Origin of the sequence: Acetobacter lovaniensis (assembly GCF_014207635.1) — a bacterium.
GTDB lineage: Bacteria > Pseudomonadota > Alphaproteobacteria > Acetobacterales > Acetobacteraceae > Acetobacter > Acetobacter lovaniensis.
Map to the genome: position 1 here is coordinate 24,489 of NZ_JACHIE010000013.1, position 26,916 is coordinate 51,404.

The window sequence follows — 26,916 nt, forward strand, 5'->3', positions numbered from 1 at the left end:
AATTTTTTTAATGCTGTATCTTTTGCGTCCAGCATCTTGAGAAACGTATTTTACTAACCAGATGTTGAGGTGAAATCCTTAATACTTGGGTGTTCAACATTTTCAGTCAGGATTGTTTTTATGCGTTTTAAGGCATCTTTTGCGGCAGTGGCCGCTCTTATGGTCAGTGCTTCGGCAGCGCATGCCGGGGCCATTCATACAGATTGGGAAAAGTTCAAGGCCGGACGTGCGCTGCACCACCTGTCTGTAGATGGGCAGAAAGCCTTGCAGGATGTGCTGGTTGCGCGTGATCTGCTGGCACAGGGTAAAACGGATGCGGCTATTCCTCCGATTTACGATGCGCAAAAGCGTTTTGTTGCTGCACAAAAGGATAACCGGCGGTTTTACGCGGCGGAAGACCAGTTGCAGCCTGCTCCCCAGCATCCTGTTTCGGCCACACATAAGCCCATCACCGGTTCTGTGACGTGGATTCCCGTTGGTGGTGAGTTCATTCTGACCGAAACTCTGGCTCCCGATAAAAAAGCGGCAGCCCAGAAGGCCAACAAGGCGCTCAAGGCCGGGCAGAACGCACAGGCTCAGCAGAACCTGCAGGTTGTGGGCGAAGATGCTGACTTTATTATTGCCCTCGCTCCTCTGGAGCAGACCAAAGATATCCTGTACCGCGCCCGTGTGCTGACCGAAGGTCGTCAGGCCGCACAGGCGAAGGAAGCGCTGGACCAGTTGCTGGATGGCATCGTGTTCGTCTCGGACGATTTTGTGGACCAGCACGCAAACGCCCAGCCCCCCGCTCAGGCATCGGCCCAGACACCGGCCCATCCTCCCGCAAAAGCTGCGGCTCAGGGTCATGGTGCTGTAGCGCCTGCGACCACCCCTGCTACGGTTCCCGCTCCCGCTCCCGCTCCCGCTCCCGCTCCCGCTCCCGGCGTTACGGCTCCGGCAGCCTCGACGGCGGCAACACCAGATGCCTCCAAGGGGAATTCCACCACGGGGGCTGCCCACTAAAAGCGCTTGAAACCAAGGGCTTGGAAGAACAACGCGAGGGGGTAGCGAAAAAAATTCGCGCCCCCTTGTTTTTTTACTTGCGCTTTAATGAGAATCGTTCTTATTATCATCTTGTCGCGGTGATGAAGGCGTTTCTGCTGGTGGGGCAAGGGGCATCACCGCGACAATCTGTGGTTGTCGTGACTACCGTAAAAAACTATCCCCCCTAAACTTCCGGGCTGTTTTGCATCCCCGGTCAGTCCGGAAGGTTCTTTCTTCTCCTCCTCCTCCTCCCCCTTGCCCTACCAGCGCCAGACCCGCTCCCTGAGCGGGTTTTTTAGTGTTCGGGCACGGCTCTGTAGGGGACAACCCCACGCGCATTGCTGCCCGTATCCAGCACCCTGCCGGAAACCGGGAGCGAGCGGTGGCTGCACAGTTCCCGCCCGCAGGCCCGGCACCCTGGCCCAATAGGCACAACCAGCGTGTGGTCCGCCAGATCAAGCCCTGAGGCGTAAACGGTTTTTGCCGCATCGGTTATGGTGCAGCCCAGAACAATGGCAATCTGGCGGGGGCGGTCGGCGTAGCTCAGCCCTTCCCGCCCGACGGTACGTGCGACATTCAGGTAAATGGAGTCATCGGTTGTCTGCGAAAGCTGGACCTGAATCTGCCCCGGTGTTGCAAAGGCGCGGAACACGTTCCACAACGGGCAGGGGCCACCAAAGCGCGCCTGAGAAAAACGGTTGGCCGAAAAACTTTTAAGAATATTGCCAGCAATATCCAGTTTAAGAAAATAGAACGGAATACCTTCCGCGCCAAAGCGCTGCATGGTGCTCAGGCGGTGGCTTACCTGCTCGAAGCTGACGCCAAAGTGGCGGCGCAGGTCGTCCACATCATACCGCATGCTCTGGGCCTTATGCAGGAAGCGCGTATAGGGCAGGATGAGTGCGCCAGCAAAATAATTGCCCAGATACACCCGTGCGAGTTCCTGCGCATTACGCTCTTTTGGGCCTTCGCGGCGCAAAATGTCTGTCATCAGACGGGTATGTTCCAACTGGCCTATAATCTGGGCCAGAAAAAACAGCGTGCTTTCCGGCGGCTGGTTATGGGGGAGCTGGATCTGATGTTTATGCCGGTCAATCCGCCAGACCAGCCCACGCTCCTGCATGTCCGTATTATGGGTGATACCCAGCCCGTGCTGGTTGCGCAGGTGTCTGGCAAGAGCTGTGTCCAGCGATGTATCCGTGCTGATGAGGCGTTCGTAAAATTCCTCGGCAGCACAATCAAGTTCATGAAAATAGTTGTTATGGTCCTGCACCCAGTTACCAACCGCCTCATAAGGTTCAAGCGGGGGCATGCTGGCCAAGGGGGCATGGGCGTGCCGCTCCTGCTCAAACGTGTATGCACGGTAGAGCGTTAAAAATGCCTCGCACAGTTCGGGGCTCTGGCGGGCCGCTTCCGCCATTTTGACGAGTTGTAACGGAGAGGTTTTAAAAATCGGGTCGGCCATGGTCTCGCGCAGCGCCTGCACGGCATGGGCTTCTCGCGTGTCGGCAAACCATGCGGGGCTCAGGGCAAACCGTTCGCACAGACTTTGCAGAAGGTGGTCGGGCAGGGGGCGATGGTTACGCTCCATCTGGTTAAGATAGCTGAGCGATACGCCAACACACTCCGCCAGTACGGCCTGTGTCATACCTTCACGCTGGCGGAGCTGGCGGAGCCTGTTGCCAGCAAACAGCTTGGTTTTGGTTCTGGGCATGCTTGGCAACCTTCACAGACTTTGCAACGGACGCGAATTCCTTCGCTTCTTTTTACTCTTATTCCTCTGCTGCTTTACGCAACAGTCTGCAACTGTTTCCCTAGATCACAAGATGGCAAGGGCCGGAATAATGCAAAATCATGAAGTGCGCGTACACCCAGAAAGTGAACGCCTGAACCGCGCGGACCAGCTGGCCTGGAAAATTGCACAGGTCGCGGCAGACCCGGTTGCGGTGGAATCCGCTGTGGCGGATATGATCATCAACCGCATGATTGACAATGCCGCCGTAGCCATGGCCTCGGTCAACCGTCATTCGGTCATGAGCGCCCGGACAGAAGCGCTGGCCCATCGCAGGCCCGGCGGGGCTACGGTGTTTGGCATGGGGCCGGATGTGCGGGTCCATGCGGAGTGGGCGGCATGGGCCAACGGTACCGCTGTGCGCGAACTGGACTATCATGACACCTTTCTGGCGGCTGAATACTCCCATCCGGGGGACAATATTCCCGGTATTCTGGCCGTGGCGCAGCAGTGCAACCGCAGTGGCGCGGACCTGATCCGCGGCATTGCCACGGGCTACGAAATCCAGATTGATCTGGCCCGCGCCATATGCCTGCACAAGCACAAGATTGACCATGTGGCCCATCTTGGCCCATCAGTCGCGGCTGGTATTGGCACATTGCTGCGCCTGCCGCCCTCGGTCATTTATCAGGCTATCGGGCAGGCGCTGCATGTCACCACCGCCACGCGCCAGAGCCGCAAAGGCGAGATTTCGTCCTGGAAGGCGTACGCCCCGGCCCATGCTGGCAAAATGGCGGTGGAATCAGTCGATCGCGCCATGCTGGGTGAAACATCCCCGACCCCGATCTATGAAGGGGAGGATGGGGTCATCGCATGGATGCTCGATGGTAAAGATGCGCATTACACCGTGCCCCTGCCGGGCATGGGTGAACCCAAGCGCGCCATTCTGTCTTCCTTTACCAAGGAACACTCAGCCGAATACCAGAGTCAGGCGCTGATCGACCTTGCCTTCCGCATGGGCAAAAAAATCAGCAACTGGGAAGATGTGGAAGACGTGCTGATCGAAACCAGCCACCACACCCATTACGTGATTGGCACCGGCTCCAACGATCCGCAGAAGTTTGACCCACAGGCCACGCGGGAAACGCTGGACCACTCCATCATGTATATTGTGGCTGTGGCCCTGCAGGACGGATCCTGGCACCATGTGCGCTCCTACGAGCCCGAACGGGCGCGCAGGCCCGATACGGTGCGGTTGTGGAAAAAAATCCACACGATTGAAAAGCCCGAATGGACACAACGCTACCATGAGAGCGACCCTGACAAAAAAGCCTTTGGCGGGCGTATTGTCATCCGTATGAAAGATGGCACCGTGCTGGCAGACGAACTGGCCGTGGCCAACGCCCATACGCTGGGGGCAACGCCGTGGCAGCGTGCGGATTACATTAAAAAGTTCCGCACCCTGTCTGAAGGTATTGTGGCTCCGGCGGAAGTTGAGCGTTTTCTGGCCGCCGTGCAGCGCCTGCCAGAACTTGGGGCAGGGGAACTCCACCAGCTTGAACTGCTTATTCCGCCACAGGACATGCAGATCAACAAGGTGGAAGGCATTTTCAACTTCGGCCAGTCTGCTCAGGGTGCCAGAAATACCCAGCAGACCGCAGCCTTTACGTCCTGACAGACACATAAAGACCAAGGCAGGGGAGCAACAGCAATGCACACCGAACTGCACCGCACAAAACCCAAAAAATCCGTGGCCCTGTCCGGCACCGTGGCGGGCAATACGGCCCTGAGCACGGTCGGCCATAGCGGGAATGACCTGCATTACCGTGGGTATGACATAAAAGACCTCGCCCGTACCTGTACGTTCGAGGAGGTCGCCTACCTGCTGATCTACGGCTTTTTGCCCAACACGGCGGAACTGGAAGGGTATAAACGTCACCTGATGAGCCTGCGCGATATTCCTGATATCGTGCGGGCAGCTCTGGAACGTTTGCCAGCCTCCACCCACCCTATGGATGTCCTGCGGACGGCGGTGTCCGTTCTGGGGTGCGCCCTGCCCGAGCGGAGTGACTGCCCCACCGCAGGCGCGCGGGAAATCGCGGACAGGCTGGTAGCCTCCACCGCATCCATGCTGCTTTACTGGTACCATTATTCCAACCACGGGCGGCGGATAGACACCCATACGGATGATGCCAGTGCAGGCGGGCATTTCTTGCACCTTCTGCACGGCACCACGCCTCCGGATAGCTGGGTGCAGGCCATGCATACATCGCTTATCCTGTATGCCGAGCATGAGTTTAACGCCTCCACCTTTGCCTCGCGCGTTGTGGCGGGCACCGGGTCGGACATGTATTCCGCCGTAACGGCCGCCATTGGCGCGCTGCGTGGCCCCAAACATGGGGGTGCGAACGAGGTGGCGCTGGACATCCAGCAACGCTACCACACGGCGGACGAAGCCGAGGCGGACATCCGCCGCAGGCTGGAAGCCAAGGAGGTGATTATCGGTTTTGGTCATCCGGTGTACACTCTGGCCGACCCGCGTAACGAAATTATCAAGGAAACGGCGAGGGACCTCTCCTCCCGCAACGGCACCATGCGGCTCTATACCGTAGCCGAGCGCATAGAGCGGGTTATGGCTGAACAGAAAAAGATGTTCCCCAACCTCGACTGGTTCAGTGCTGTTTCCTACAACGCCATGAACATTCCAACGGCCATGTTCACGCCTGTTTTTGTCATGGCCCGTGTGACCGGCTGGTGTGCGCATATCATGGAACAGCGGATGGATGGAAAAATCATCCGCCCCTCCGCCAATTATACCGGGCCAGACGCCCGTCCGCTTATCCCTTTGCGTGAACGTGATGGACTGGAGTACGCCGCATGACCTATCTGGTAGGCAAAGACCTGCCCGCAACTCCTGCGGGCCAGCGCTTTATGGAAATGATGCACCGCAAGGGCATTATGCAAATCCCCGGTGCGCATAACGGGCAGGCGGCCCTGCAGGCAAAGGATTGCGGGTTTGGCGCGCTGTACCTTTCGGGGGCAGCCATGACCGCCAGCATGGGGCTGCCTGATCTTGGTATTATTACAATAGACGAAGTGTGTTTTTTCATCCGTCAGGTTGTGCGCGCCTCGGGCCTGCCCGTGCTGGTGGATGGCGATACGGGGTATGGCGAAACCCTGAACGTGATGAACATGGTGCGCGCGTTTGAGGAAGCCGGAGCCGCCGCCGTGCATATTGAAGATCAGGTTCTGCCCAAAAAATGCGGGCACCTGAATGACAAGAAGCTCGTTTCCCCTCAGGAAATGGCGCAGAAAGTGGCCGCCGCCGCCCGTGCCCGGCGCGACATGGTGGTGATCGCGCGCACAGATGCCGCTGGCTCGGAAGGGCTGGACGGCGCGGTGGCCCGTGCAAGGCTGTATTACGAGGCCGGAGCAGACGCCATTTTCCCAGAGGCTTTGATATCGGAAGATATGTTCAGGGAGTTTGCGCGCCGCCTGCCAGATGTGCCCCTGCTGGCCAATATGACCGAATTCGGCCGTTCCCCCTATTTTACCGCCTCCGAGTTCGAGGACATGGGGTATAGCATGATCATATGGCCGGTCAGTTCCCTGCGTGCGGCCAACAAGGCACAGGCGGATCTGTATGCCACCATTGCGCGTACGGGGGGCACACACGCCATGCTGGAGCGGATGCAAACCCGTGAGGAGCTGTACAAAACGCTTCGGTATTATGATTATGAAACACTGGATGCAGGCATCGTGGCCACGGTTCTTCCGCACATAGGACAGCCCGACCGCAACGCAGCCTGAAAACCGCAGACTTCTGTCCCATACAAACAACAAGAATCAGGGGATACAAGACCATGACGGACCAAACATTCATCCCGGCACGCAACTACCCTCATTATCCGGCTATCATGACGCCGGAGCAGTTGCAGGTTATGCGTGAGCATGCAAAACGCGATCCGGACGGGTTCTGGTTACAACAGGCGCGGCGCATCCACTGGTGCTCCCGCCCCACTCAGGGCTTTTCCGGAAGTTTTGAAAAAGACGTGTCCATAAGCTGGTTTGCAGATGGCACGCTGAATGCCTCGGTCTGCTGCATAGACCGGCACCTGACCGAGCGGGGCGATCAGGTTGCCCTGATCAGCCAGCGCGAGGCAGCGGGGCGCTCGGAAAGCCTGACCTACAGGGACCTGCACGAACGGGTCTGCCGTCTGGCCAATGCCTTGACCCATCTGGGAGTGGAAAAAGGGCACCGCGTGGCCATCTGCCTGCCCATGGTGGCGGAGGCGGTTGTGTCCATGCTGGCCTGCGCGCGCATTGGTGCGGTGCATGTGGTGCTGTTTGGCGGGTTCTCGGCCGAGGGTATTGCCGAACGCCTGGTGGATAGTGGGGCCGTGGCTGTTATTACCGCCAACATGGCATGGCGTGGCAACAAGCCCGTGGCGTACAAGCAGAGCATGGATGAAGCCCTGCGCAAGGCCGGGGGCAATAGTGGCGTGCACTCCATGCTGGTCGTGCGCACATCGGAGGAAGCCGTGCCCATGCTGCCTGGCCGGGACTACGATTTTCATGATTTTGTGGATAATTTCGAGGCGGATTTCGTGCCTGCCGTCATGCGGGCGGAGGACCCGCTGTTCATGCTCTATACCTCGGGCAGCACGGGCAAGCCCAAGGCGGTTGTGCATGCAACGGGCGGGTATATGGTCTGGGCAGCCTACACCATGGGCATGGTCTATACCCACCAGCCGGGCGATGTGCTGTGGTGCACGGCCGATGTGGCCTGGATTACGGGGCACACCTCGGTTGTGTATGGCCCGCTGGCCAATGGTGGCACGACCATGATCTCGGACAGTCTGCCCACTCACCCCCGGCCGGGGCGGTGGTTTGAACTGATTGATGAATACAAGGTGAGCATGCTCTTTACCGCGCCCACAGCCGTACGCGCCATGATGGCCGAAGGCGATGAGGTGGTGAACCGGCACAACCTTGGTTCCCTGCGCCTGCTGGGTGTTGCGGGTGAACCCATAAGCCCCGATGCGTGGCTGTGGTACCATGATGTGGTGGGCAAAAAACGCTGCCCCGTGGCCGATACATGGTGGCAGACGGAAACCGCAGGCATTGTGCTCGGCCCCGTACCGGGTGTGCAATCCCTCAAGCCCGGTTCGGCCACCATGCCTCTGCCGGGGGTGGAAATGGCCATACTCGACCAGCAGGGCAAGGTGGAGCAGGGTGCTGCGGAAGGTGCTTTGTGCATTGCGCGCTCATGGCCCGGTCAGGCGCGCACCATATGGGGTGACCATGCCCGCTTCTGCCAGACGTATTTTGCCCTCGCACCGGGCCTGTATTTTACAGGCGATGGCGCAAGGCGGGATGAGGACGGGTATTACTGGATAACCGGCCGCATGGATGACGTGATCAACATTGCCGGGCACCGCCTTGGCACGGCGGAGGTGGAGGACGCTCTGGGCGCGGACCACAGGATTGTGGAATGTGCGGCCGTGGGCGTGGAGCATCCGGTCAAGGGGCAGGCGCTGGTCGTGTTCGCCATCCCCCGCAAGGATGCAACCACCGGGCTGGATGAGGCGGGTATAAGCCGCCTTGTGGTGCAGTTGATCGGGCGGTACGCAGCGCCGGAGGCGGTGTATCTGGTGCCCGATCTGCCCCGCACACGTTCGGGCAAAATCGTACGCCGCCTGTTGCGCAAGATCGCAAGTGGCGATACGAATGATCTGGGTGATCTGTCAGCCCTGAGCGATCAGTCCATCGTGCCCATGCTCCGGGAGCGGGTATGGGGGCAGATGGCTTTCGGGAAGTCAGAAGCCGTGCAGGCCAGAGCCTGAGGTTCTGTAGGCCGGTACGTAACGGAATCTTGCTAAGCGCGGCAAGACCGGAGGGGTCGAGGCGGTAACGCCCCGGCCCTTCTGCTTATCCGGGCCAGACCGCACCGGGTTTACCAGCATATGTGCAGCATCAGGCGCGGAGTATACGGCCCCACAGGGCAGGTGCCGGGCATGCGCTCATACAGAGCATGCAACCGGGTCCGGCAGGCAGGGCCGGACCCGGCGCGCTGGTCTGGTGGATGTGGGATATTCCACCCCCCTTGTGTTCATTTTGGAACATCCCCACCCACCAAATGGCGGAAACCTTACTTTTTCCGCCATTCCAGATCTTCAACCGGAGGCTGGATCTTGTTCAGGACGTAATCTTTCTCATCAATTTCGTCCTCCACTTCACCTTTGAGCACAACAATCCGGTTGTCCTTGCCGTCATGGCCTGCCACGCGCCACAAGCCTGTCCATTGAGACATTCCACGTTCCTTCAAAGATATTTTGAAAAACTGCTGATAATACCAGACACAAACAGTAGTATCCGTATTCATTAAGCATGGGTGCGCGCCCTCTGGTCAACGCCCGTGTCATCATGGCTGTCGTGTGTGCCCGGTGGTGGGGTTGGAACGATTCCTGCGTGGGATTCCCTTCCTCTTTTGCAGGGTATGGGTGGTGTTCGCGGTCGTGTGCGCAGGCCCGCACGACCTCAGACGTGCTGGCGTATTCGTGATTATTCCCACATGGCAAAGCCAGTGGCGGGCATGCCACAAGGTGGGTAACCGGCAAGCAGGAGTTCCCAATGGCCGCCACTGCTCTCTCCCCCATTGACCGTACAACAGCCCGGCATGTGGTAGCCGCCTCCTTTCTGGGGTGGATGCTCGATGCCTGCGATTTTTTTATTGTCCTGTTTACGCTTGATAATGTCGCCCACAGTTTTTCCACCTCGCTGGAGGTGGTGCTGCTGGCCCCCACACTAACCCTTGTCACCCGGCCCATAGGGGCTTTTGTATGCGGGCGCGCCGCGGATGCGTACGGGCGCAAACCGGTGCTGATCGGCACAATTACCATTTACTCGCTGATCGAGGTCTTATCGGCCTTTGCGCCCACGCTTACGGTTTTTCTGGTTCTGCGTGCCCTGTTCGGTGTGGCCCTTGGGGGGGAGTGGGGGGTTGGCACCTCCCTGATCATGGAAAGTGTTCCACCGTCATGGCGGGGTACGGCATCGGGCATTTTGCAGGCCGGGTATCCGGCCGGGTATCTGCTGGCCTCGCTTATGTTCCTGCTCCTGCCCGTACTGGGCTGGCGGGGGCTGTTTGTGCTGGGGGGTGGGGCTATTGTGTCGGCCCTATACATCTGGCTGTGTGTGCCCGAAAGCCCGGACTGGCTGGCCCGTCAGGCACAGGGGACAGGGGCCGAGCGCCCGCCGGGCATGCTGGCGGTTGCACGCCAGAACATGGCCCTGTGTGTGTTTGCGGTGGCGCTTATGGCGGCCTTCAACTTCATGAGCCACGGTTCGCAGGATTTGTATCCCAAGGTGTTTCTGGCACTTGAGCGGCATGTGCCTCCTCCCTCCATTACCCTGCTGGCTGTGCTGTACAATCTGGCGGCCATTGCGGGCGGGGTGGTGTTTGGCGTGCTCTCCCAGCGTATCGGACGGCAGTATGCCATTGCTGTGGCCGCAGCGCTGACTATTCCGCTGCTGCCGTTGTGGACCCTGCCGCATTCCATTTTCTGGCTTGGGGTGGGGGCTGTGTGCATCCAGTTCTGTATTCAGGGAGCGTGGGGGGTGGTACCGGCGTATCTGAGCGAACTCTCCCCTGCTTCTGTCCGTGCCACGTTTCCGGGGCTGGCGTATCAGTGTGGTAATCTTATTGCGGCCAGCAACGCACTTGTGCAAACCCGGCTTGCAGGGTGGATCGGGGCAGGGCTTGCTCCCGCCCTTATGCTCACTGTAGGGGGAGCAGCACTGGGAGTGCTGGTGCTGACCCTGCTGAACGCCCGCCTGCACCCGCAAAGCAGGCTGGGCTGAAAACCGCAGACACGGAGAGGCATGCATGCACCGCTCAAACATCTGGTTCGCCCGGCTGCGTGGCCTTCTGCCGCTTGGTCTGTGTGGTGTGCTGCTGGCTACTGTTGCCAGCACTGCGGCCCCTGCCGCAACCAAGGTGGGGGTGGATGACCAGCGTGACCCGGCCCCGGTTCAGCCGTTGGCCAGCGCACTGGTGTTTGACAGGTTCGAGCACATAAAACCCCGCTCCATGGAGCTGAAGTTTACGGATGTCTCCGTGCAGGTGGAGGTGGCAGAGCACCAGCCCTGCCCGACCCGCGGTATTCTGATGGATGATGAGGGAGAAGGACTCTCCCCCGGGCAGGGGCAGTTCTGCACGGTTGCCACACTGGTTGCACAGGCTCCGAACCATCCGGCGTTCCGGCAGGTTATTGCCTCCCTGCTGACCGGGGATAACGGGGCGCTGGATACGCTGCATCTTGCCCTTTACCAGATGGAGGCGGGGGATGGGCCACCTCAGCTCCTGCTCTTTGGTTACACAGGCGGCGCGCATTGCTGCACGGTCAGTGCTCTTGTTGGCGCAGACCGCACTGGAGCATGGCATGTGAGCGCACTGCCACCTCAGGACGGGGATGGCGTGTCCGGTGTCGTGGATATAAAACACGATAACGGGCGGGAGCTTATCTTTCAGGACGAGCGCTTCAATTACAGGTTTGAAAGCTATGTCTGGTCGGTCAAGCCAATTGTGATTTATGAATACACACAGGGGCAGTTACGAAATGTCACCACGCAGGCGGTTTACCGGCCTTTCTTGCGCGCGTATTTCAGGCATGACTTTGCTCCTAATAACATGAGCGGGTTTGACCATGGGGCCGTGAATGGCTTTCTGGCCGCATATGTGGCCAATAGTGCCAACCTTGGCCAGTTGCAGGCCGGGTGGCAGTTCATGTTACGCCATTATAACCGCAAGACGGACAATACCGGTGTCGTCTGGTGCGCGCTGGACAAGTCCGCGTGGAGCCGAGCGGGGCAGGAGGATTGCCCGGCACCGTATGTGCGCACGGTGCCATACCCACAGCAACTGGCCCTGTTTTTGCTGCAAACAGGGTATATTACGCACGCCCAATGCGTGGCCCTTGGGTATGACCCGGAAAAAATAAGGCAAACGCAGGAGCAGGTTATTGCGCGCACAACGGCCCGGTGGAAAGCAGCGCACCCGTAAAAGAAGTGTCTTTAATTTATAAAAGTATCTTTAATTTATAACAATCTATTCAAAACCTTCCGCACACACTCGCAAAGCGGGTCGGGCAGAGAAGATACAAAAAAGAGATGTGTGTTCATGCGTTATTTAAAGCTTCCCCTTCATCTGTGCCTGTTTCTGGCGGCTGTCTGCGGCACGCAGGCTCTGGCGGCTCCCGCGCAGGATGATTTTTCCGCTGTCGCTCAGGATGTTGGGCCGTTTGCCAGTGCAATTGTTTTTAACGCTGCGGATCGGTCATTTTCTCAACCTCTGAGTGTCACTGTCGGGGAGTTGAGCATGCGGGTGGAGTTTGCCGAGCACCAGCCCTGCCCCTCCCATGGCCTGCTGGAGTGGGAGGAGCAGGCTACGCTTTCACGCTCAGGGGGGCTTTGCAAGGTTGCCACACTGGTGGCCAGTGCTCCGGGTCACCCTGATTTCAGGCAGGTTATTGCAGCGCTCGGGGGCGGAGGAAAAGGGACACTTAGTGATCTCAACCTGTCTTTTTACTATCTGGAGCAAGGGGCAGTGCTGCCACAGGTTCTCCTGTCCGGTTTTACGGGGGGAACGCATTGCTGTCTGGTCAGTGCTATTGTGGGGGCAGGGGATGCAGGTCAGTGGTATGCGGTTCAGCTACCCAAACAGAATGGGTTCGGGCCGCCCTCGGTGGTGGATGTTGCTCATGATGGCGGGCGGCAGTTCATTTTTCCGGATAAACGGTTTGATGCCGTTTTTGCCTCGTATGATTTTTCTGTAGGGCCGGACGTTATTTATGAATACGCGCAGGGGAAGCTGAATGTCATCACCCGGCAGCCCCGCTTCAGGCCGTACATGGAACTGTCCGTCAGGGTCTTGCCAACTGAGGAGGATGTGCCTGCCCCCAGAAGCCGCGAGGTTAATGGGTATCTGGCAGGTTATGTGGCAACCAGTGCTAACGCCGGGCAATTGCAGGCCGGGTGGCACTCTATGCTGGCACGTTATAACCCGCAATCACCTTATCTGCTAAAATGGTGCACGCTGGATAAATCCGCATGGGGTAAAGGGCGTACGGCCTGCCCGGCACCATACGTGCGCACGGTGCCATACCCACAGCAACTGGCCCTGTTTTTGCTGCAAACCGGGTATATTACACACGCCCAATGTGTGGCCCTTGGGTATGATCCGGAAAAAATACAGCATGAGCAGGACGCAATCCGGGCGGCCACCACGGCACACTGGCACGCAACACATAACGGATAGGTCTGTGCGCATGCCGTTGTGCCGGGGAACACCTCCAGAATACAGGTCTTGGCGGTTTGGCGGTTTGGCGGTTTGGCGGTTTGGCGGTTTGGCGGTTTGGCGGTTTGGCCGCCGGGCAGGAGGGGAGTGCGCGCCATGCCGGGTGTTGTGCGTATATCCGGCCAAACGCACAGGGTTCATGGTCTGGTGGGGCATGCGGGTTTGTGCCACACGCCATTGCGCCGTAAACGAGGGGGAGAAAGCCGTGCCTAACCCTCTGCCAGCCGGAGTATCATGAACGATCTGTTTGCAGGCCACCGTGTAGGCCAGTCCCGCCCGCTCAAACTGTCGGGGGATGTTGTCAGTACCGCCACCTATGGCGGGCCGGACGACTGCTACCGCTACACCCTGCGCCGGGTGTGGGATGCGGACAAGCCGCTGGTCATGTGGCTGATGATGAACCCATCGGTCGCAACCGAACACGGGGATGACCGGACCGTGGCCAAGTGCCAGCGTTATGCGCGTGCATGGGGCTATGGTGGCCTGTATGTTGGCAATACCTTTGCCTACCGCTGCACGGACCAGTTGCGTCTGCTGGAAACCCCGGACCCCATAGGCCCCGGCAACGATGCCGCCTTGCTGGACATGGCGGGCAAGGCCGATCTGGTCGTGGCGGCTTATGGCTCGCCCCACCACAAGGCGCTGCTCGCCCGTGGGCCGCAGGTTGTGCAGATGCTTCAGGACCACGGCATTGCGGTTTGTGCGCTGCGGCTGAGTAACGCCGGGCGGCCGTGCCACCCGCTCTACCTGCCAGCGGAGTTAAAACCGTTTGAACTGCCCATGCCGTAGGCTGGGGCACCCGGCAGGCTTTGCCCGGCTGGCCAGCAAAAAAGGCAGGTCTGGCGGGTTTGCAGCGTGCGTTGGCCCATAATGGGGCCAGCCAGCAGGGCAGGGCGCAAAAACCCGGAGTTGACGGACGCGCTCCATCCGTATCCCATAAGCACCAAAGGGTTACGCCACAAAAAAGGACAGGCATAAACGTGACAGAACGCAACACGCAGGCCCATGGTGGCTATCTGGCTTCGGCCGAATTTGCAGCCCAGCTTGACCGGTTGGGCGAGGTTGCGGCCCGCACGGGGCTGAATGTGGCTCCGGGGCAGCAGGTTATCATGACTGCTCCCCTGCATGCCGTGCCGCTGGTGCGCCGTATTACGGAACATGCGTACAAGGCTGGGGCGTCGCTGGTCACCACATTCTATTCGGATGAGGAAACCACGCTGGCCCGCTACAAATATGGTGCGGAAAACACGTTTGATACGGCATCGGGCTGGCTGTCCGCCGGTATGGCGGAGGGTTTTCGCGCAGGGGCTGCGCGCATGGCCATTACCGGTTCCAACCCGGCCCTGCTGGCGGGGCAGAACCCGGACCACGTCTCCCGCGCCAGCAAGGCGGCGGCACGGGTTAACCGTCCGGCCATGGAGATCATTACCAATTTTGATGTGAACTGGTGCATTGTGGCGGCCGCAACCCCGGCATGGGCCACGCAGGTGTTCCCGGACCTGCCTGAACAGCAGGCGGTGGAAAAACTCTGGCAGGCCATTTTTGCCGTCTCCCGCCTTACGGGGGATGACCCCGTAGCCCAGTGGGAGGCCCACAACGCCACTCTGCACCGCCGTGCAGCCTACCTGAATGATGTGCGTTACGACGCGCTGCATTTTTCCGGCCCCGGCACGGACCTGCTTGTCGGGCTGGCCGATGGGCATGACTGGGCGGGCGGCGCGGAAAAAGCAGGCAACGGCATTGTGTGCAATCCCAACATCCCGACCGAGGAGGTGTTCACCACCCCCCATCGCCTGCGGGTGGAAGGGACCGTGGCCAGCACCAAGCCCCTCTCGCATCAGGGTACGCTGATTGATGGGATCAGGGTCCGGTTTGAGGCCGGGCGTATTGTGGAAATGCACGCAACCCGTGGGCAGGATGTGCTGGAGCGCGTGCTGGATACGGATGAAGGAGCCAGAAGGCTGGGCGAGGTCGCGCTTGTGCCCCATTCCTCCCCCATCTCGCGCAGCGGCTTGCTATTCCAGAACACGTTGTTTGATGAAAACGCCGCCAGCCACATAGCCCTTGGCCAGTCCTACACCAAATGCATGCGCGATACGCAGGGGCAGGACGAGGCCGCACTGGCCGCACGTGGGGCCAATACCAGCATGATCCACATAGACTGGATGATCGGTTCGGGTGAGATTGATGTGGATGGGCTGGACGCACAGGGTGGCCGCGTGCCGCTCATGCGGAAGGGTGAATGGGTGATTGAAGCATGAAGAGGTTGAAAAACATGGTTTTTATTCGCAAGGCGTCCACTGTTCTGGGGGCTGTGGCCCTGCTGCTGGCCGGAGCCGCACAGGCCCAGAGCGTTGCTCCCGTTGGGGGGAGCAGGCCGCAGGCCCCCTCCCTCACGCCCGAGCAGGTCGCCACCATGCAGCATGACATGGATACAGCCCTGCACTACAAGCTGGCCCCCGATGTGCTGCCCCGGCTGAGTGCAGCACTCCGGGCTATTCAGGCTGCCAAAATACAGCCGCCGGGGCATGCGGGCATGTCGCTTGACCAGCAGATCGCCCTTGTGGGGCAGGTGCCGGGGCTGGATGCCATTCTCAAGGCGCACGGGCTGGATGCGCGTAGCTTTGTCATGAGCCTGACCTGTGTGGGGCTGACCGGTAGCCTGCTCAATATTCCACCCGGTCAGGGGGGGGCGCATATGCCTGTGCCCGATGCGGCCAATGTGGCTGTTCTCAAGAACAACCCGCAGGCTTTGCAGGAACTGGTGGGTGTTCTGCGCGAGGGCTCGCCTGCCAGCAGCACGCAGGTTCACTAAGCCGCTTAATCCTGTTGGCCTGAGCCTGCGCGGTGTGGCAGGGTAACGCACCGCGCAGGGAGGGGCATGGCGGGTTTTGTCCACCATGCCATAAAGGCTACGGAGCAGGCCATGACAGCAACCACAGGATCAGGCAGCCTGCCCGGCGTGGGTAACTGGCTGGGGCAGGCCGGGCAAGGCACCAGCATGGCCGATGCCGGGGCCGGGCAGGCTACCGTGCAGTCCAGCCTTGTCGGGGCCTTGCCCTCTTCCACAGCACTGATGCAGAGCGCGCGCACGGCACTGGTTGCAGCACAGGCCCAGCAGGCCGAGGTTATGCTCACATTATCCGAAGGGGCAAAAACCCTGCTTGACGGGGCGTCCTCTGCCAGACAGCCCACGGCCAGTGCGGATAATACGGCCACTGCGGCAGAAACCAGCCAGAATACCGCCATCAGCATGGCTGGGCGTGCGCCCACAGGGGCAGGGATCACAAGCCTTGTTGCAGACATCATGCGGGCTGCAGATACGGTGCTGAATGACCCCGCAGCCACAGCAGACCAGAAAGCCATGGCCAGCAGGCTTGTGCAACTGGCTACAGCCATGGCGGGCCAGCCTGCTGGCGGGGGAGGCAGTGCGCTTGCGGGCGGGATTGCCGCTGCCCTGCCTCTGCTCCAGTCCCTTGGGGCGCCGCCGGAAACACCGGGCGCGCTGGGTGGGGCGGTTGTCACCACGGCAGGGCTGTACGGGCTGGTTGGCAACACCGTGCAGGACGGCAGGCTGGCCATCGCCCTGCAAGGTATGGCAGGCCCTCAGGAGGGGGAAATCGTTCTGCCCGGCGGTATTGTGCAATTCCCGCAGGACATGGAGGCCGGGACTGTTGCCGTACTCATGCCCGCATCCTCCGCAGGAGTAGGGGGGAGTTTGACCAACGCCCTTAGCAGCGCCCTGCTCCCAGACCTGTTCAGAGCACTTTCTGCCGTGCTGGCAAACACCAATGCAACGGATGAGCAAAAAGCCGCCGCCACCGCCCTGCTCCAGATGCTGGAGACGGCAGACAATGCGCCCGATATTCCTCAGGCCCTGCTTAACCCGCTGGTTGCAGCAGCCCTTATGCCCGCACTCAGCCCCTCCCAGCGGGGGCGGCTGGTCCGCGCCGCTCTGGCGGGGGAGGTGGAAGATATGGGGCAACTGGCAGAGGCCGAACAGACTGACCAGCCGGGTGTGGCGGGGCTGCGGGCGGCTTTGCGCAAAAACGCTGCGTATCTGGCAGCGGTGCAGACCCCCTTGCTGGACCACGCGCTCGAGTTAACCCGCAAGCTGGAGGCCGAAGCCGTGGCAGCCGCACTGGCAGAGTGGGGTTTTGCAGGCCGCAGCCGTGAGCAGTGGATGGATGAGGCACTGGATGTGTCCTCCATCATGGCTTTTTCCCAGAACCTTATGGCAGATTCCCCCTATATGGGGGCTTTGGCCAGCACCAGCCTGACCCCGATCCTGATCATGAGCTGGGCGGCACTTCTGTCCGGCTGCCTGCCTCGGGCCTACCCGTTTGTGCCGCGTGTGTGGCGGCGGGCGGATAAAAAGAAGTGGCGCAGAAAAAGCCCGAACCAGAGAATGGATTTCCAGAACCTGCTGTTCATGGGCGACACGGTGGAGGCATAGGTCCACCCCGCCGCGCGCTCCCGCCGAGCGGGTGCTTAAGGTGCGGTATCCTGCGTGCAGGTGGGTGTGGGGGGCAGGTCGAGTGTGCTGAGTGTGCCCTGCATTTTAAAATCGCCAAAATCCAGATGCAGCTGGTCAGACACGCCATTGGCAAAATAGCGCATGCCCATCTCGTATTCAGGCATCATGGTGTGGGCGTTGCGGTCGTAAAAGGCGATATGCACGTGCCCGGAGGCCAGTTTCTGCAAGGGCTGGTACGGCGTGTTGCCAGCCGGAGGGGGCGACCATGTGAGCAGGGTTACATAGGCATCTTCCGGCCCATCAGGCAGGGTGCCGTCGAACAGGGGGGTGGTCAGGTCTTTTTCACCTTGCCGGGCGGCACTTAAAATACGGGCCGTATGGGTTACGGGGAACAGGGTGCCCACGGGCAGGCGCAGCGTTTTGGCCAGCGGCTGGCGATACTGCACAACCCCGGACCCATCGGGGGCAAGGCTTGCCTCCCCGCTGACAACGCGCAGCAGTTTGCCGTTACGTGTTTCCTGACTTTTAAAGGTCAGGTGGCGGCCATCCAGACTTTCCTGCGCGGCATAGTCGGAAAGCAGATGCTCCTCGCCCTGCTTGCGGGTGACACTCTGTATGTCCAGCCTCTGGTGGGAGGACCAGCCAAGGCAGGTCTTGAGCACGGAGTAGCTCATGCGCCCGGTAGCAGAGAGCGTTTGCCCGCCCGCAGATTCCACCAGCCCCAGATCATACACCGCCTGTTGCGACACAAGGGCGGATGTGGGGGCCGCCGCGCGTGCAGCCGGGCACAGCAGGGCAAGGGTAAGGCAGGCTGGGGCAAGGGCTGCCAGCAGGGTGGTCTGGTGGCGCGGGGGGCGTATGGTCATACCCCCTACAAAAAAACATCCGGCGTGGTCATGCAACCAGCCGGATGACTGTTTGTGGTCTCAAAAAACGGTTATCAGTCTTTTTTAACCGTTGGTTTGGGCTTGGGCAGGTTGAGTGCGAGGGAAAGTTCCTTCATGCGCTCAGGGGCTACGGGGGCGGGGGCCCCCATCATCAGGTCTTCGCCCTGCTGGTTGAGCGGGAACAGAATAACCTCGCGGATGTTCGGTTCATCGGCCAGCAGCATCACAATGCGGTCCACGCCGGGGGCGGAACCACCATGCGGGGGCGCTCCGTAGCGGAAGGCGTTGAGCATGCCGCCAAAGCGGGCTTCCACCTCGCTTTCGGGGTAGCCTGCAATTTCAAACGCACGCACCATGACATCTGGCAGGTGGTTACGCACCGCACCGGAGGAGAGTTCGATCCCGTTGCATACAATGTCGTACTGGTAGGCCAGAATATCCAGCGGGTCCTTGGTGTTCAGGGCTTCCAGCCCGCCCTGCGGCATGGAGAACGGGTTGTGGGAGAAGTCCACCAGCCCCGTTTCCTCATTCAGCTCGTACATGGGGAAGTCCGTGATCCAGCAGAAGCGGAAGGCGTTCTTCTCGATCAGGTCCAGTTCTTCGGCAATGCGGGTGCGCACAAGGCCGGAGAACTTGGCTACGTCATGCCCCTTGCCTGCGGCAAAGAACACGGCATCCCCGGCCTTAAGCCCCAGCTTGGCGCGAATGGCTTCAGCCCGGTCGGCCTCAAGGTTCTTGGCAATCGGGCCCTGCCCACCTTCGGCGTTGAAGGTGATGTAGCCCAGACCACCAGCCCCGTTCTCACGCGCCCAGGCATTGAGTTTGTCAAAGAATGAGCGGGGCTTGTCCCCCGCGCCGGGGGCGGGAATGGCGCGGATTTCACCACCATCGGCGGCAATGCGGGCAAACAGGCCAAAACCGGAGCCTGCAAAGTCTTCCGTGACGTCCGTAATCAGCAGCGGGTTGCGCAGGTCCGGCTTGTCGGAACCATAAACCTTCATGGCGCGAGTGTAGGGAATACGCTCGAACGGCGCGGTGCTGACCGTGCGACCGTTACCGAATTCGGTAAACAGCCCGCTCATGACCTCTTCCATCACCGCAAAAATTTCGTCCTGCGTGGCAAAGGCCATTTCAAAGTCAAGCTGGTAGAACTCACCGGGGGAGCGGTCCGCGCGGGAGGCTTCATCGCGGAAGCACGGAGCAATCTGGAAGTAGCGGTCAAACCCCGCCACCATGGCCAGTTGCTTGAACTGCTGCGGTGCCTGCGGCAGGGCGTAGAACTTGCCGGGGTGGTTGCGGGAGGGCACCAGAAAGTCGCGCGCCCCTTCGGGGGAGGAGGCGGTCAGGATAGGGGTTTGCAGTTCTACAAAGTTCAGGTCCGTCATGCGCTTGCGCATGCTGGCAATAACGGCACAGCGCAGGCGGATGTTGGCGTGTACTTTTTCACGCCGCAGGTCGATGTAGCGGTAGCGCAGGCGCAGCTCGTCCGAATAATGTTCCTGCCCGGCTACCTGCAGGGGCAGCACGGCGGCATGGGACTGCACGACAAAGTCTTTTGCGCGCACTTCAATATCACCGGTGGCAAGGTCGGGGTTGCGCGTGCCTTCCTCGCGCAGGACCACTTCACCGGTTACGGTAATCACGCTTTCTACCCGGATGTGTTCGGCTGTTGCCATGACATCCGACCCGGCGGGGATGACAATCTGGGTCATGCCCGTTTCGTCCCGCAGGTCAATAAACAGCAGGCCGCCATGGTCGCGCTTGCTATGCACCCAGCCGGACAGGCGCGCGGTGGTGCCAGCATTGCTTGCGCGAAGGGCCGAGCAGCTATGGGTACGGTAAGGGTGCATGGTCTTGTCCCACAAATTGTGGCCCGGCCTGCGGGCGGGCACGTGTTTTGCCATAGAGAATTGGGGTGGAGGAAGCAGGGGCAGGGGCGTTATGTCAAGGCTGGTGCAGGCTTAGCCTGCCTGTTTTAGCGCTTGTGGGGCATTTTACGCGTTATTCAGCCCTGTGTGCTGCGGCGCAGGTCCGCGGCAAGGGCGGTAATGGAGTCTGCGCGCGTGTCCCATGCACAGACAAAGCGGTAAACACTCCCGAACAGGGTATGGAATCGCCACCCCTGCGCGCGCAGGGTGTTGGCCACATGCTCGGGCATGAGCGCAAACACGGCATTGCTCTGCACGGGCCATGCCAGTTCCACCCCATCCAGCGCCGTTATGGCCTGTGCCAGAGCCTGCGCGCTGGCATTGGCATGGCGGGCATTGGCCAGCCATGCGCCGGACTGGAGCATGCCCCGCCACGGAGCGGACAGGAGCCGCATTCTGGCGGCCATCTGCCCGGCCTGCATGGCACGCTCGGCAAAGCCCTGAGCCAGTTGGGGGGTAAAAAACACCACCGCATCCCCCATGGCCATGCCGTTGCGGGCACCACCAAAGCTGAGCGCATCCACGCCGGATTGCCATGTCATGGCGGCGGGGGTGCAGTCCAGCGCGGCCACGGCGTTGGCAAAGCGTGCGCCATCCATGTGCAGGCGTAGCCCGTTGTCGTGGCAGGCGTTGGCAATGGCGCGTATTTCGTCCAGCGCGTAGAGCAGGCCGTTCTCGGTCGGCTGGCTTATGCTCACGACCGCCGGGGTGGAGGCTCCGGGGCCACGTGCGCGGCGCATGGCCTGCGTAATGGCGGCAGGGGTCAGCTTGCCATCCTGCGTGGGAGGGGTGACCAGCTTTGCCCCACCGGAGAAAAATTCCGTCGCCCCCCGCTCGGAGGTGTCCGCATGGGCGATTTCAGAGGCAATAATGCTGCAATAGGGCGGGCAGAGTGTTGCCAGCACCAGCGCATTGGCCGCCGCACCGCTGAACACAAAAAACACGCGGGCCTGCGGGGCGGCAAACAGGTCGGCCACGGCTCTGGCCCCAAGGCGGGTCCATGCGTCATCCCCATAAGGTGGAGCGCTGGCGGAGGCTGCGCGGCTTATGGCTTCCAGCGCCTGGGGGCACAGGCCCGTATCATGGTCACTGCCAAATTGCTGCGTGGGCGCGGGGGCCGCAGGCAGGTGGGGGACGGGCTGAAAAGGCAGGGTCATGGCGGAGGCTCCGGCCGGGGTTGGGGTGTGCCAGATGGGGCACAGGGCGGGATAAAGGTGCCACAAGCCAAGCCGGACCTTGCCTGTGGCGGGGTTTTGCTGTAAGGCCGCAGCCACCGCGCAGGCACCCCTGGAGGCCTGCGTGCTCAAGTTTTTCAGGAGAAGTCAAGGTGTCCAAAATTACAACAATCCAAGCTTCTGCGCGCGCGAAGGCTGGTAAGGGGGCAGCGCGTGCGACGAGGCGTGAAGGCCTGGTGCCCGGCGTTGTGTACGGTGGCAAGCAGGAATCCACGCTGATCGCGCTCGACCCGCGTCTGGTTGTCAAGGCAATCCAGACCTCTGGCTGGCGCTCACGCGTGTATGACATCCAGATCGAAGGCGGCAAGAACGAACGCGCTCTGGTGCGTGACGTGCAGCTCCACCCGGTCAAGGATTCGCCCGTCCATATCGACTTCCTGCGTCTGGCCGCTGGCTCGCGCGTGCATGTTGAAGTGGCTGTGCACTTTGTGGGTGAAGACAAGTGCCCCGGCATCAAGCGTGGTGGCATGCTCAACATCGTGCGTCACACGGTTGACGTGGAAGTGGCGGCAGAGAACATCCCCGAGTTCTTCACTGTTGACCTGACCAAGCTCGACATCAACGACAACGTGCGTTGGGACGATGTGCAGGGGACGGAAGGCGCAACGCCTGTTTCCCACGAAGCCAACTTTGTGGTTGCCTCCATTGCCGCACCGCTGGTTGACACCTCTTCCGCAGACGGTGCCAGCGCTTCCTGATCGGAAGTTCAGGTTATCTGAAGCTTATGGAACGCGGGGGCACGTGCAGGCGCATGTGCCCCCCTTTCTGTTCATAAACACAAGGCAGAATCCGCAATGCTGCTCTGGGTCGGACTGGGTAACCCCGAGTCCTCCATGCGCCGGCACCGGCACAATGTTGGTTTTATGGCGGTCGAGGCCATTGCCGCCAGATACGGCTTTACGCCGTGGCGCAGCCGCTTCAAGGGTGAGGTAGCCGAGGGGCGCATAGGCGGCCACAAGGTGCTTGCACTGTTGCCCATGACTTACATGAACCGCTCGGGCGAGAGTGTGCAGGAAGCGGCGGCCTTTTACAAAATAGCCCCCGAGCAGATAACGCTTTTCCATGATGAGCTGGATCTGGAGCCGGGCAGGCTGCGCATCAAGCGTGGCGGCGGTGCAGCGGGCCATAACGGCCTGCGCTCGACAGACAAGATGCTGGGCACGCCCGATTACTGGCGTGTTCGTATAGGTATAGGCCACCCCGGCGCCAAGGAACGGGTGCATGGCTGGGTGCTGGGTAATTTTACACAAACAGACCAGCAGGACTGGCTCGACCCCATGCTCGCCAGCATGGCCGATGCCGCCCCCCTGCTGGCGGATGGGCATGCCGACCGGTTTATGACCAAGGTTGCACTGCCACAAGGGAGCAAGGGCTGATGGGTTTTAACTGCGGTATTGTTGGTCTGCCCAATGTGGGCAAGTCCACCCTGTTCAACGCGCTTACGGCCACGGCCACGGCGCAGGCCGCCAACTACCCGTTCTGCACGATCGAGCCCAATGTGGGCCGCGTTGCGGTGCCGGACCCACGGCTGGACAAGCTGGTGGCTATTGGCAAATCCCAGCGTGAAGTGCCCACAAGCCTTGAGTTTGTGGATATTGCGGGCCTTGTGCGCGGTGCCTCCAAGGGGGAAGGGCTGGGCAACCAGTTTCTGGCCAATATCCGTGAGGTGGACGCCATTATCCACGTCCTGCGCTGCTTTGAGGATGATGATATTACCCATGTGGAAGGGGGCGTGGACCCCGTCCGGGATGCGGAGATCATTGAAACCGAGCTGATGCTGGCTGATCTGGATTCGCTGGAAAAACGCCTGCCCGCGCTGGAAAAACGCGCCCGCAACCGCGACAGCGAAGCCATGGCCCAGATCGAGATCATCCAGCCCATCCTTGATGCCCTGCGTGATGGCCGCCCTGCGCGCACCGCCATTCCCGCCGGGGAGGAGGAGACTGTCCGCCGCCTGCAGCTCATGACCAGCAAGCCCGTGCTGTATGTGTGCAACGTGGATGAGGACTCGGCCTCCACCGGCAATGCGTTCTCCGAAAAGGTGAAGGCCAGGGCCGAAGCCGAAGGGGCTGCGGTGGTGATTGTTTCCGCCGCGATCGAAGCTGAGGTGAGCCAGCTCGAAAACGAGGAACGCCGCGAGTTTCTGGAAGGGCTGGGCCTGAGCGATAGCGGTCTGGACCGTGTGATTGCCGCAGGGTACAAACTGCTGGGCCTGAGCACCTACTTTACCGTAGGCCCCAAGGAAGCACGTGCATGGACCATTACGGTCGGCACCAAGGCCCCGCAGGCTGCCGCCGTTATTCACAATGATTTTGAACGTGGCTTTATTGCCTGCGAAACCATCGCATTTGACGATTATGTTCGATATAATGGGGAAGCAGGTGCGAAGGAAGCAGGACGCCTGCGGATTGAAGGCCGTGACTACGTTGTGAAGGACGGCGACATTCTGCTCTTCCGCTTTAATGTCTGATACGGCACTCTAAAGCGCATGATCAGGTCCGCCCCGGTGGGCGGACCACACACGATAAAAAGAAAACCGGACAATGGAGATAAGGGACGCCAGCATGAATACGGAGGAAGACAGTCGGCAGCATGTGGCCACGGCAGATATGCGCGCACCAGCACAGGGTGTGCCATCGCCATGCTCCATGCACGATCTGGCACACAGGGCCAGACTGGCCGCGCGCACGCTGGCGCAGAGTTCCTCCTCCGAGCGGGACAAGGCTCTATGGGCTGCGGCCAGCGCATTGCGGGCGTCTGCTCCGGCCATTCTGGCGGCCAATGCGCTTGACCTTGCCGCATCTACCGCCAAGGATGCCTTCCGTGACCGGCTGACCCTGACCCCCGAGCGGGTCGAGGCCATGGCCCGTGGGCTGGAAGACATTGCGGACCTGCCCGACCCCGTAGGGCAGGTGCTGGAGGAATGGTCCCGCCCCAATGGCCTGCGTATCCGCAAGGTGGCAACGGCTGTTGGCGTTATTGGCGTTATTTACGAAAGCCGCCCCAATGTAGGGGCCGATGCGGCCGGGCTGTGCATCAAGTCCGGCAATGCCGTGCTGCTGCGCGGCGGGTCGGAAAGCCTGCATAGCGCGCGCGCCATTCATGCCGCCATGCAGACCGGCCTGCGCAATGCGGGCCTGCCGGAAGATGCCGTGCTGATCGCCCCGGATGCTGATCGCAAACACGTGGCGGACATGCTGACCGCTGCTGGCCTTGTGGACCTGATTATTCCACGTGGTGGCCGCTCGCTGGTTGAGCGCGTGCAGCGTGAGGCCCGCGTGCCTGTGCTGGCGCATGCGGAAGGGCTGTGCCACACCTATGTCCATTCCGCAGCCGACCATGCCATGGCCCGCCGGATTGTGCTCAACGCCAAAATGCGCCGTGTGGGTATTTGCGGCGCAACCGAAACCCTGCTGATAGATGCAGCCATTGCTTCGGTCCTGCTGCCCCAGATTGTGTCTGATCTGGCCGAGCAGGGCTGCACGTTCAAGGCGGATGCAGCCGCAAGGCAGATCATGCCCGACCTGCCCGTGGGCACTGAAAAAGACTTTGCCACCGAATGGCTGGATGCCGTGCTGAACGTAGCCGTAGTGGATGGTGTGGATGAGGCACTCGACCACATTGCCCGCTTTGGCTCCTCCCACACCGAAGCCATTGTTACGGCGGACGAAGCCGTTGCCACCCGGTTCATGAACGGTGTGAGCAGTGCGGTTGTCATGTGGAATGCCTCCACCCAGTTCTGTGATGGTGGGGAGTTCGGGTTCGGGGCGGAAATTGGCATTGCCACAGGGCGCTTCCATGCCCGTGGGCCAGTTGGCGTGGAACAGCTGACAACCTTCCGCTACGAGGTGCTTGGTAGCGGTCAGGTCCGTTCCTGAGCGCGCAGGCCCATAACAGGCCAGTGGCGCACACTCACCCTCGCATATTCGGGGAGGATAGGGCGCACGACCTGCATGGGCCACAACGGGGTATGCTGGTTACAAAAGCAGATATGGCGGCCATAACGGGCAGGGGAGTGCAGCCCGCAGGGTGCCGGATTCCCACATGGGGGGATAACCGCCACAGCCGCGTGGGGCTTCTGGGCGGGTCATTCAACCCCGCGCACAGGTGGCATCAGGCCATAGCCCGGCGGGCCATGCTGGAGCTAGGGCTGGATCAGGTCTGGCTGATGGTGTCTCCGGGCAATCCGCTCAAGGCCGGGCGGGAGATGGCCTCTTTTGCCACCCGTCTGGCCACTGCGCGCCATCTGGCGGATGGGCGCAGGATTGTGGCTACCGATCTGGAGGCCCGACTCGGCACCCGTTATACGGTGGACACGCTTGCCCGGCTCAAGGCCCGCTTCCCCCATGTCAGATTTGTGTGGCTGATGGGGGCGGATGGTCTGGTAACATTGCCACGCTGGAAGCACTGGCACCAACTGGTGCGGCAGGTACCTGTGGCGGTTTTCCCCCGTCCGGGGCAGAATGTGCGGGCTTTGGGCGGGTTGGCGGCACAGTATCTGGCGCGCTGGCGTGTGCCTGCACGGCAGGCAGCACGGCTTGCTACACTTTCTCCCCCGGCTTGGGCTTTCCTTCCGGGGGCACAAAACAGTATATCTGCAACAGCCATTCGTCAGCGGGGCGGGTTTGACGCCACTACGGATCAGCCCATCACCCCAAAGAGTAGTCAGTTTTCAGGAGAACGGTCATAACCACCAAGCCACCCGCCGAGACGCCCGCACGCACCCGCACGTCCACGGCCACCGCTCGCGGGGGCCGTGCGGCCTCCACCCGTGCAGCCGCAGTCCCCAAAGCGGCGGCAGCCCCCGGCTCTGTGCGCAAAAAAGCAGCCGCAGCAGGGCCAAAAACCCGCACCAAGCGTGAGGCCATTGCCCCCGATCTGCTCGAACAGTCCCTTGCGCTGATCACCGCCAGTCTGGAGGATGACAAGGCGGAAGATCTGGTTGTGATCAACCTTGCCGGTCGTGCCTCCTTTGCCGATAAAATGGTGATTGCAACCGGTCTGGCCGACCGCCAGATTGCCGCCATGGCCCAGCATATCGAGCGCAAGCTGCGGGATATTGGTATCAAGCGCGTGCTGGTCGAAGGGGCGAATGGTTCCGACTGGGTTCTGCTGGATACGGGCGATATTGTGGTCCACCTGTTCAAGCCCGAAGCGCGTGCGCTCTATGGGCTGGAAAAAATGTGGGGTGCGGAACTGGATGAAAGCAACGAAGACGGCGTGACCCGTCTGTAAGTGCGGATGTCTGGTTTACAGGACGGACGATTCTGCCGCCAC

22 protein-coding genes and 1 pseudogene are annotated in these 26,916 nt (G+C 60.8%); 18 read left to right on the forward strand and 5 right to left on the reverse strand.

The features are described from left to right. Positions 1-120: 120 nt before the first annotated feature. Positions 121-798 (forward strand): annotated as a pseudogene (locus HNR55_RS12735) (YfdX family protein); the annotation flags it as partial. A 520-nt stretch (positions 799-1,318) separates the two neighbouring features. On the opposite strand, the gene HNR55_RS12740 reads toward HNR55_RS12735, so the two are convergent. Beyond that, positions 1,319-2,737 carry a helix-turn-helix domain-containing protein gene (locus tag HNR55_RS12740; RefSeq protein ID WP_166115985.1) on the reverse strand — a complete coding sequence of 473 codons (1,419 nt, stop codon included), beginning with the start codon at positions 2,735-2,737 and terminating at the stop codon, positions 1,319-1,321. A 130-nt stretch (positions 2,738-2,867) separates the two neighbouring features. Here HNR55_RS12740 and HNR55_RS12745 point away from each other — a divergent pair, with 130 nt between their 5' ends. From HNR55_RS12745 to acs, 4 genes are read left to right on the forward strand one after another with little or no spacing between them, the layout of a single operon-like run. Further along, entirely contained in the window at positions 2,868-4,430 is a 1,563-nt protein-coding gene (locus tag HNR55_RS12745; protein WP_166115987.1) for an MmgE/PrpD family protein, read from the forward strand. A 36-nt stretch (positions 4,431-4,466) separates the two neighbouring features. Further along, positions 4,467-5,636: a bifunctional 2-methylcitrate synthase/citrate synthase gene (gene prpC / locus HNR55_RS12750; RefSeq protein ID WP_166115989.1), complete on the forward strand. Its 1,170-nt coding sequence runs from the start codon at positions 4,467-4,469 to the stop codon at positions 5,634-5,636. Continuing rightward, complete coding sequence (prpB, locus tag HNR55_RS12755) at positions 5,633-6,565, forward strand: methylisocitrate lyase (RefSeq protein ID WP_166115991.1); 933 nt, start codon at positions 5,633-5,635, stop codon at positions 6,563-6,565. Before prpC ends, prpB begins: the two co-directional genes overlap by 4 nt. Positions 6,566-6,618: 53 nt before the next feature. Continuing rightward, entirely contained in the window at positions 6,619-8,601 is a 1,983-nt protein-coding gene (gene acs, locus HNR55_RS12760; protein ID WP_166115992.1) for an acetate--CoA ligase, read from the forward strand. 305 nt (positions 8,602-8,906) lie between these two features. On the opposite strand, the gene HNR55_RS12765 is transcribed toward acs, so the two are convergent. Then, positions 8,907-9,068 (reverse strand): hypothetical protein, encoded by a 162-nt coding sequence (locus HNR55_RS12765; protein WP_166115994.1) that lies wholly within the window; start codon positions 9,066-9,068, stop codon positions 8,907-8,909. A gap of 320 nt (positions 9,069-9,388) precedes the next feature. Between HNR55_RS12765 and HNR55_RS12770 the strand changes: the two genes are divergently transcribed. The 7 genes from HNR55_RS12770 (at position 9,389) to HNR55_RS12800 (ending at position 17,568) form a co-directional block, all read left to right on the forward strand. Continuing rightward, positions 9,389-10,618 (forward strand): MFS transporter, encoded by a 1,230-nt coding sequence (locus HNR55_RS12770; RefSeq protein WP_166115996.1) that lies wholly within the window; start codon positions 9,389-9,391, stop codon positions 10,616-10,618. Between the two features lie 25 nt (positions 10,619-10,643). After that, on the forward strand, positions 10,644-11,819 hold the full coding sequence (locus HNR55_RS12775; RefSeq protein WP_166115998.1) for a thylakoid lumen protein: 1,176 nt from the start codon (positions 10,644-10,646) through the stop codon (positions 11,817-11,819). Between the two features lie 117 nt (positions 11,820-11,936). Further along, a complete protein-coding gene (locus HNR55_RS12780) occupies positions 11,937-13,073 on the forward strand; it encodes a thylakoid lumen protein (RefSeq protein WP_166115999.1) in 1,137 nt (378 codons plus the stop codon). Between the two features lie 273 nt (positions 13,074-13,346). Further along, positions 13,347-13,901 carry a DUF1643 domain-containing protein gene (locus tag HNR55_RS12785; RefSeq protein ID WP_166116001.1) on the forward strand — a complete coding sequence of 185 codons (555 nt, stop codon included), beginning with the start codon at positions 13,347-13,349 and terminating at the stop codon, positions 13,899-13,901. 191 nt (positions 13,902-14,092) lie between these two features. Next, entirely contained in the window at positions 14,093-15,373 is a 1,281-nt protein-coding gene (locus tag HNR55_RS12790; RefSeq protein ID WP_373318170.1) for an aminopeptidase, read from the forward strand. After that, positions 15,370-15,927 (forward strand): hypothetical protein, encoded by a 558-nt coding sequence (locus tag HNR55_RS12795; RefSeq protein ID WP_166116003.1) that lies wholly within the window; start codon positions 15,370-15,372, stop codon positions 15,925-15,927. Before HNR55_RS12790 ends, HNR55_RS12795 begins: the two co-directional genes overlap by 4 nt. A gap of 66 nt (positions 15,928-15,993) precedes the next feature. Continuing rightward, positions 15,994-17,568 (forward strand): hypothetical protein, encoded by a 1,575-nt coding sequence (locus HNR55_RS12800; protein ID WP_166116004.1) that lies wholly within the window; start codon positions 15,994-15,996, stop codon positions 17,566-17,568. A 35-nt stretch (positions 17,569-17,603) separates the two neighbouring features. On the opposite strand, the gene HNR55_RS12805 is transcribed toward HNR55_RS12800, so the two are convergent. The 3 genes from HNR55_RS12805 to HNR55_RS12815 form a co-directional block, all read right to left on the reverse strand. Further along, positions 17,604-18,455, reverse strand: coding sequence for an EipB family protein (locus HNR55_RS12805; RefSeq protein ID WP_166116005.1), 852 nt, complete (start codon positions 18,453-18,455; stop codon positions 17,604-17,606). A 74-nt stretch (positions 18,456-18,529) separates the two neighbouring features. Continuing rightward, positions 18,530-20,326: an aspartate--tRNA ligase gene (gene aspS / locus HNR55_RS12810; protein WP_166116045.1), complete on the reverse strand. Its 1,797-nt coding sequence runs from the start codon at positions 20,324-20,326 to the stop codon at positions 18,530-18,532. Between the two features lie 155 nt (positions 20,327-20,481). Further along, on the reverse strand, positions 20,482-21,561 hold the full coding sequence (locus HNR55_RS12815; RefSeq protein WP_166116047.1) for a threonine aldolase family protein: 1,080 nt from the start codon (positions 21,559-21,561) through the stop codon (positions 20,482-20,484). A gap of 170 nt (positions 21,562-21,731) precedes the next feature. Here HNR55_RS12815 and HNR55_RS12820 point away from each other — a divergent pair, with 170 nt between their 5' ends. The 6 genes from HNR55_RS12820 to rsfS all read left to right on the forward strand — a co-directional run bounded on the left by HNR55_RS12820 (position 21,732) and on the right by rsfS (position 26,874). Next, the gene (locus HNR55_RS12820) at positions 21,732-22,337 is read left to right on the forward strand and encodes a 50S ribosomal protein L25/general stress protein Ctc (protein ID WP_166116007.1); all 606 of its coding nucleotides are present in this window, start codon (positions 21,732-21,734) and stop codon (positions 22,335-22,337) included. A 96-nt stretch (positions 22,338-22,433) separates the two neighbouring features. Continuing rightward, positions 22,434-23,015: an aminoacyl-tRNA hydrolase gene (gene pth, locus HNR55_RS12825; RefSeq protein ID WP_166116009.1), complete on the forward strand. Its 582-nt coding sequence runs from the start codon at positions 22,434-22,436 to the stop codon at positions 23,013-23,015. After that, positions 23,015-24,109, forward strand: a complete 1,095-nt coding sequence (gene ychF / locus HNR55_RS12830; RefSeq protein ID WP_166116011.1) for a redox-regulated ATPase YchF — start codon at positions 23,015-23,017, stop codon at positions 24,107-24,109. Before pth ends, ychF begins: the two co-directional genes overlap by 1 nt. Before the next feature lie 94 nt (positions 24,110-24,203). After that, on the forward strand, positions 24,204-25,517 hold the full coding sequence (locus HNR55_RS12835) for a glutamate-5-semialdehyde dehydrogenase (RefSeq protein ID WP_373318171.1): 1,314 nt from the start codon (positions 24,204-24,206) through the stop codon (positions 25,515-25,517). Between the two features lie 113 nt (positions 25,518-25,630). Continuing rightward, a complete protein-coding gene (locus tag HNR55_RS12840) occupies positions 25,631-26,329 on the forward strand; it encodes a nicotinate-nucleotide adenylyltransferase (protein WP_166116051.1) in 699 nt (232 codons plus the stop codon). 122 nt (positions 26,330-26,451) lie between these two features. After that, positions 26,452-26,874, forward strand: a complete 423-nt coding sequence (gene rsfS, locus HNR55_RS12845; protein ID WP_086645795.1) for a ribosome silencing factor — start codon at positions 26,452-26,454, stop codon at positions 26,872-26,874. Positions 26,875-26,916: the final 42 nt, after the last annotated feature.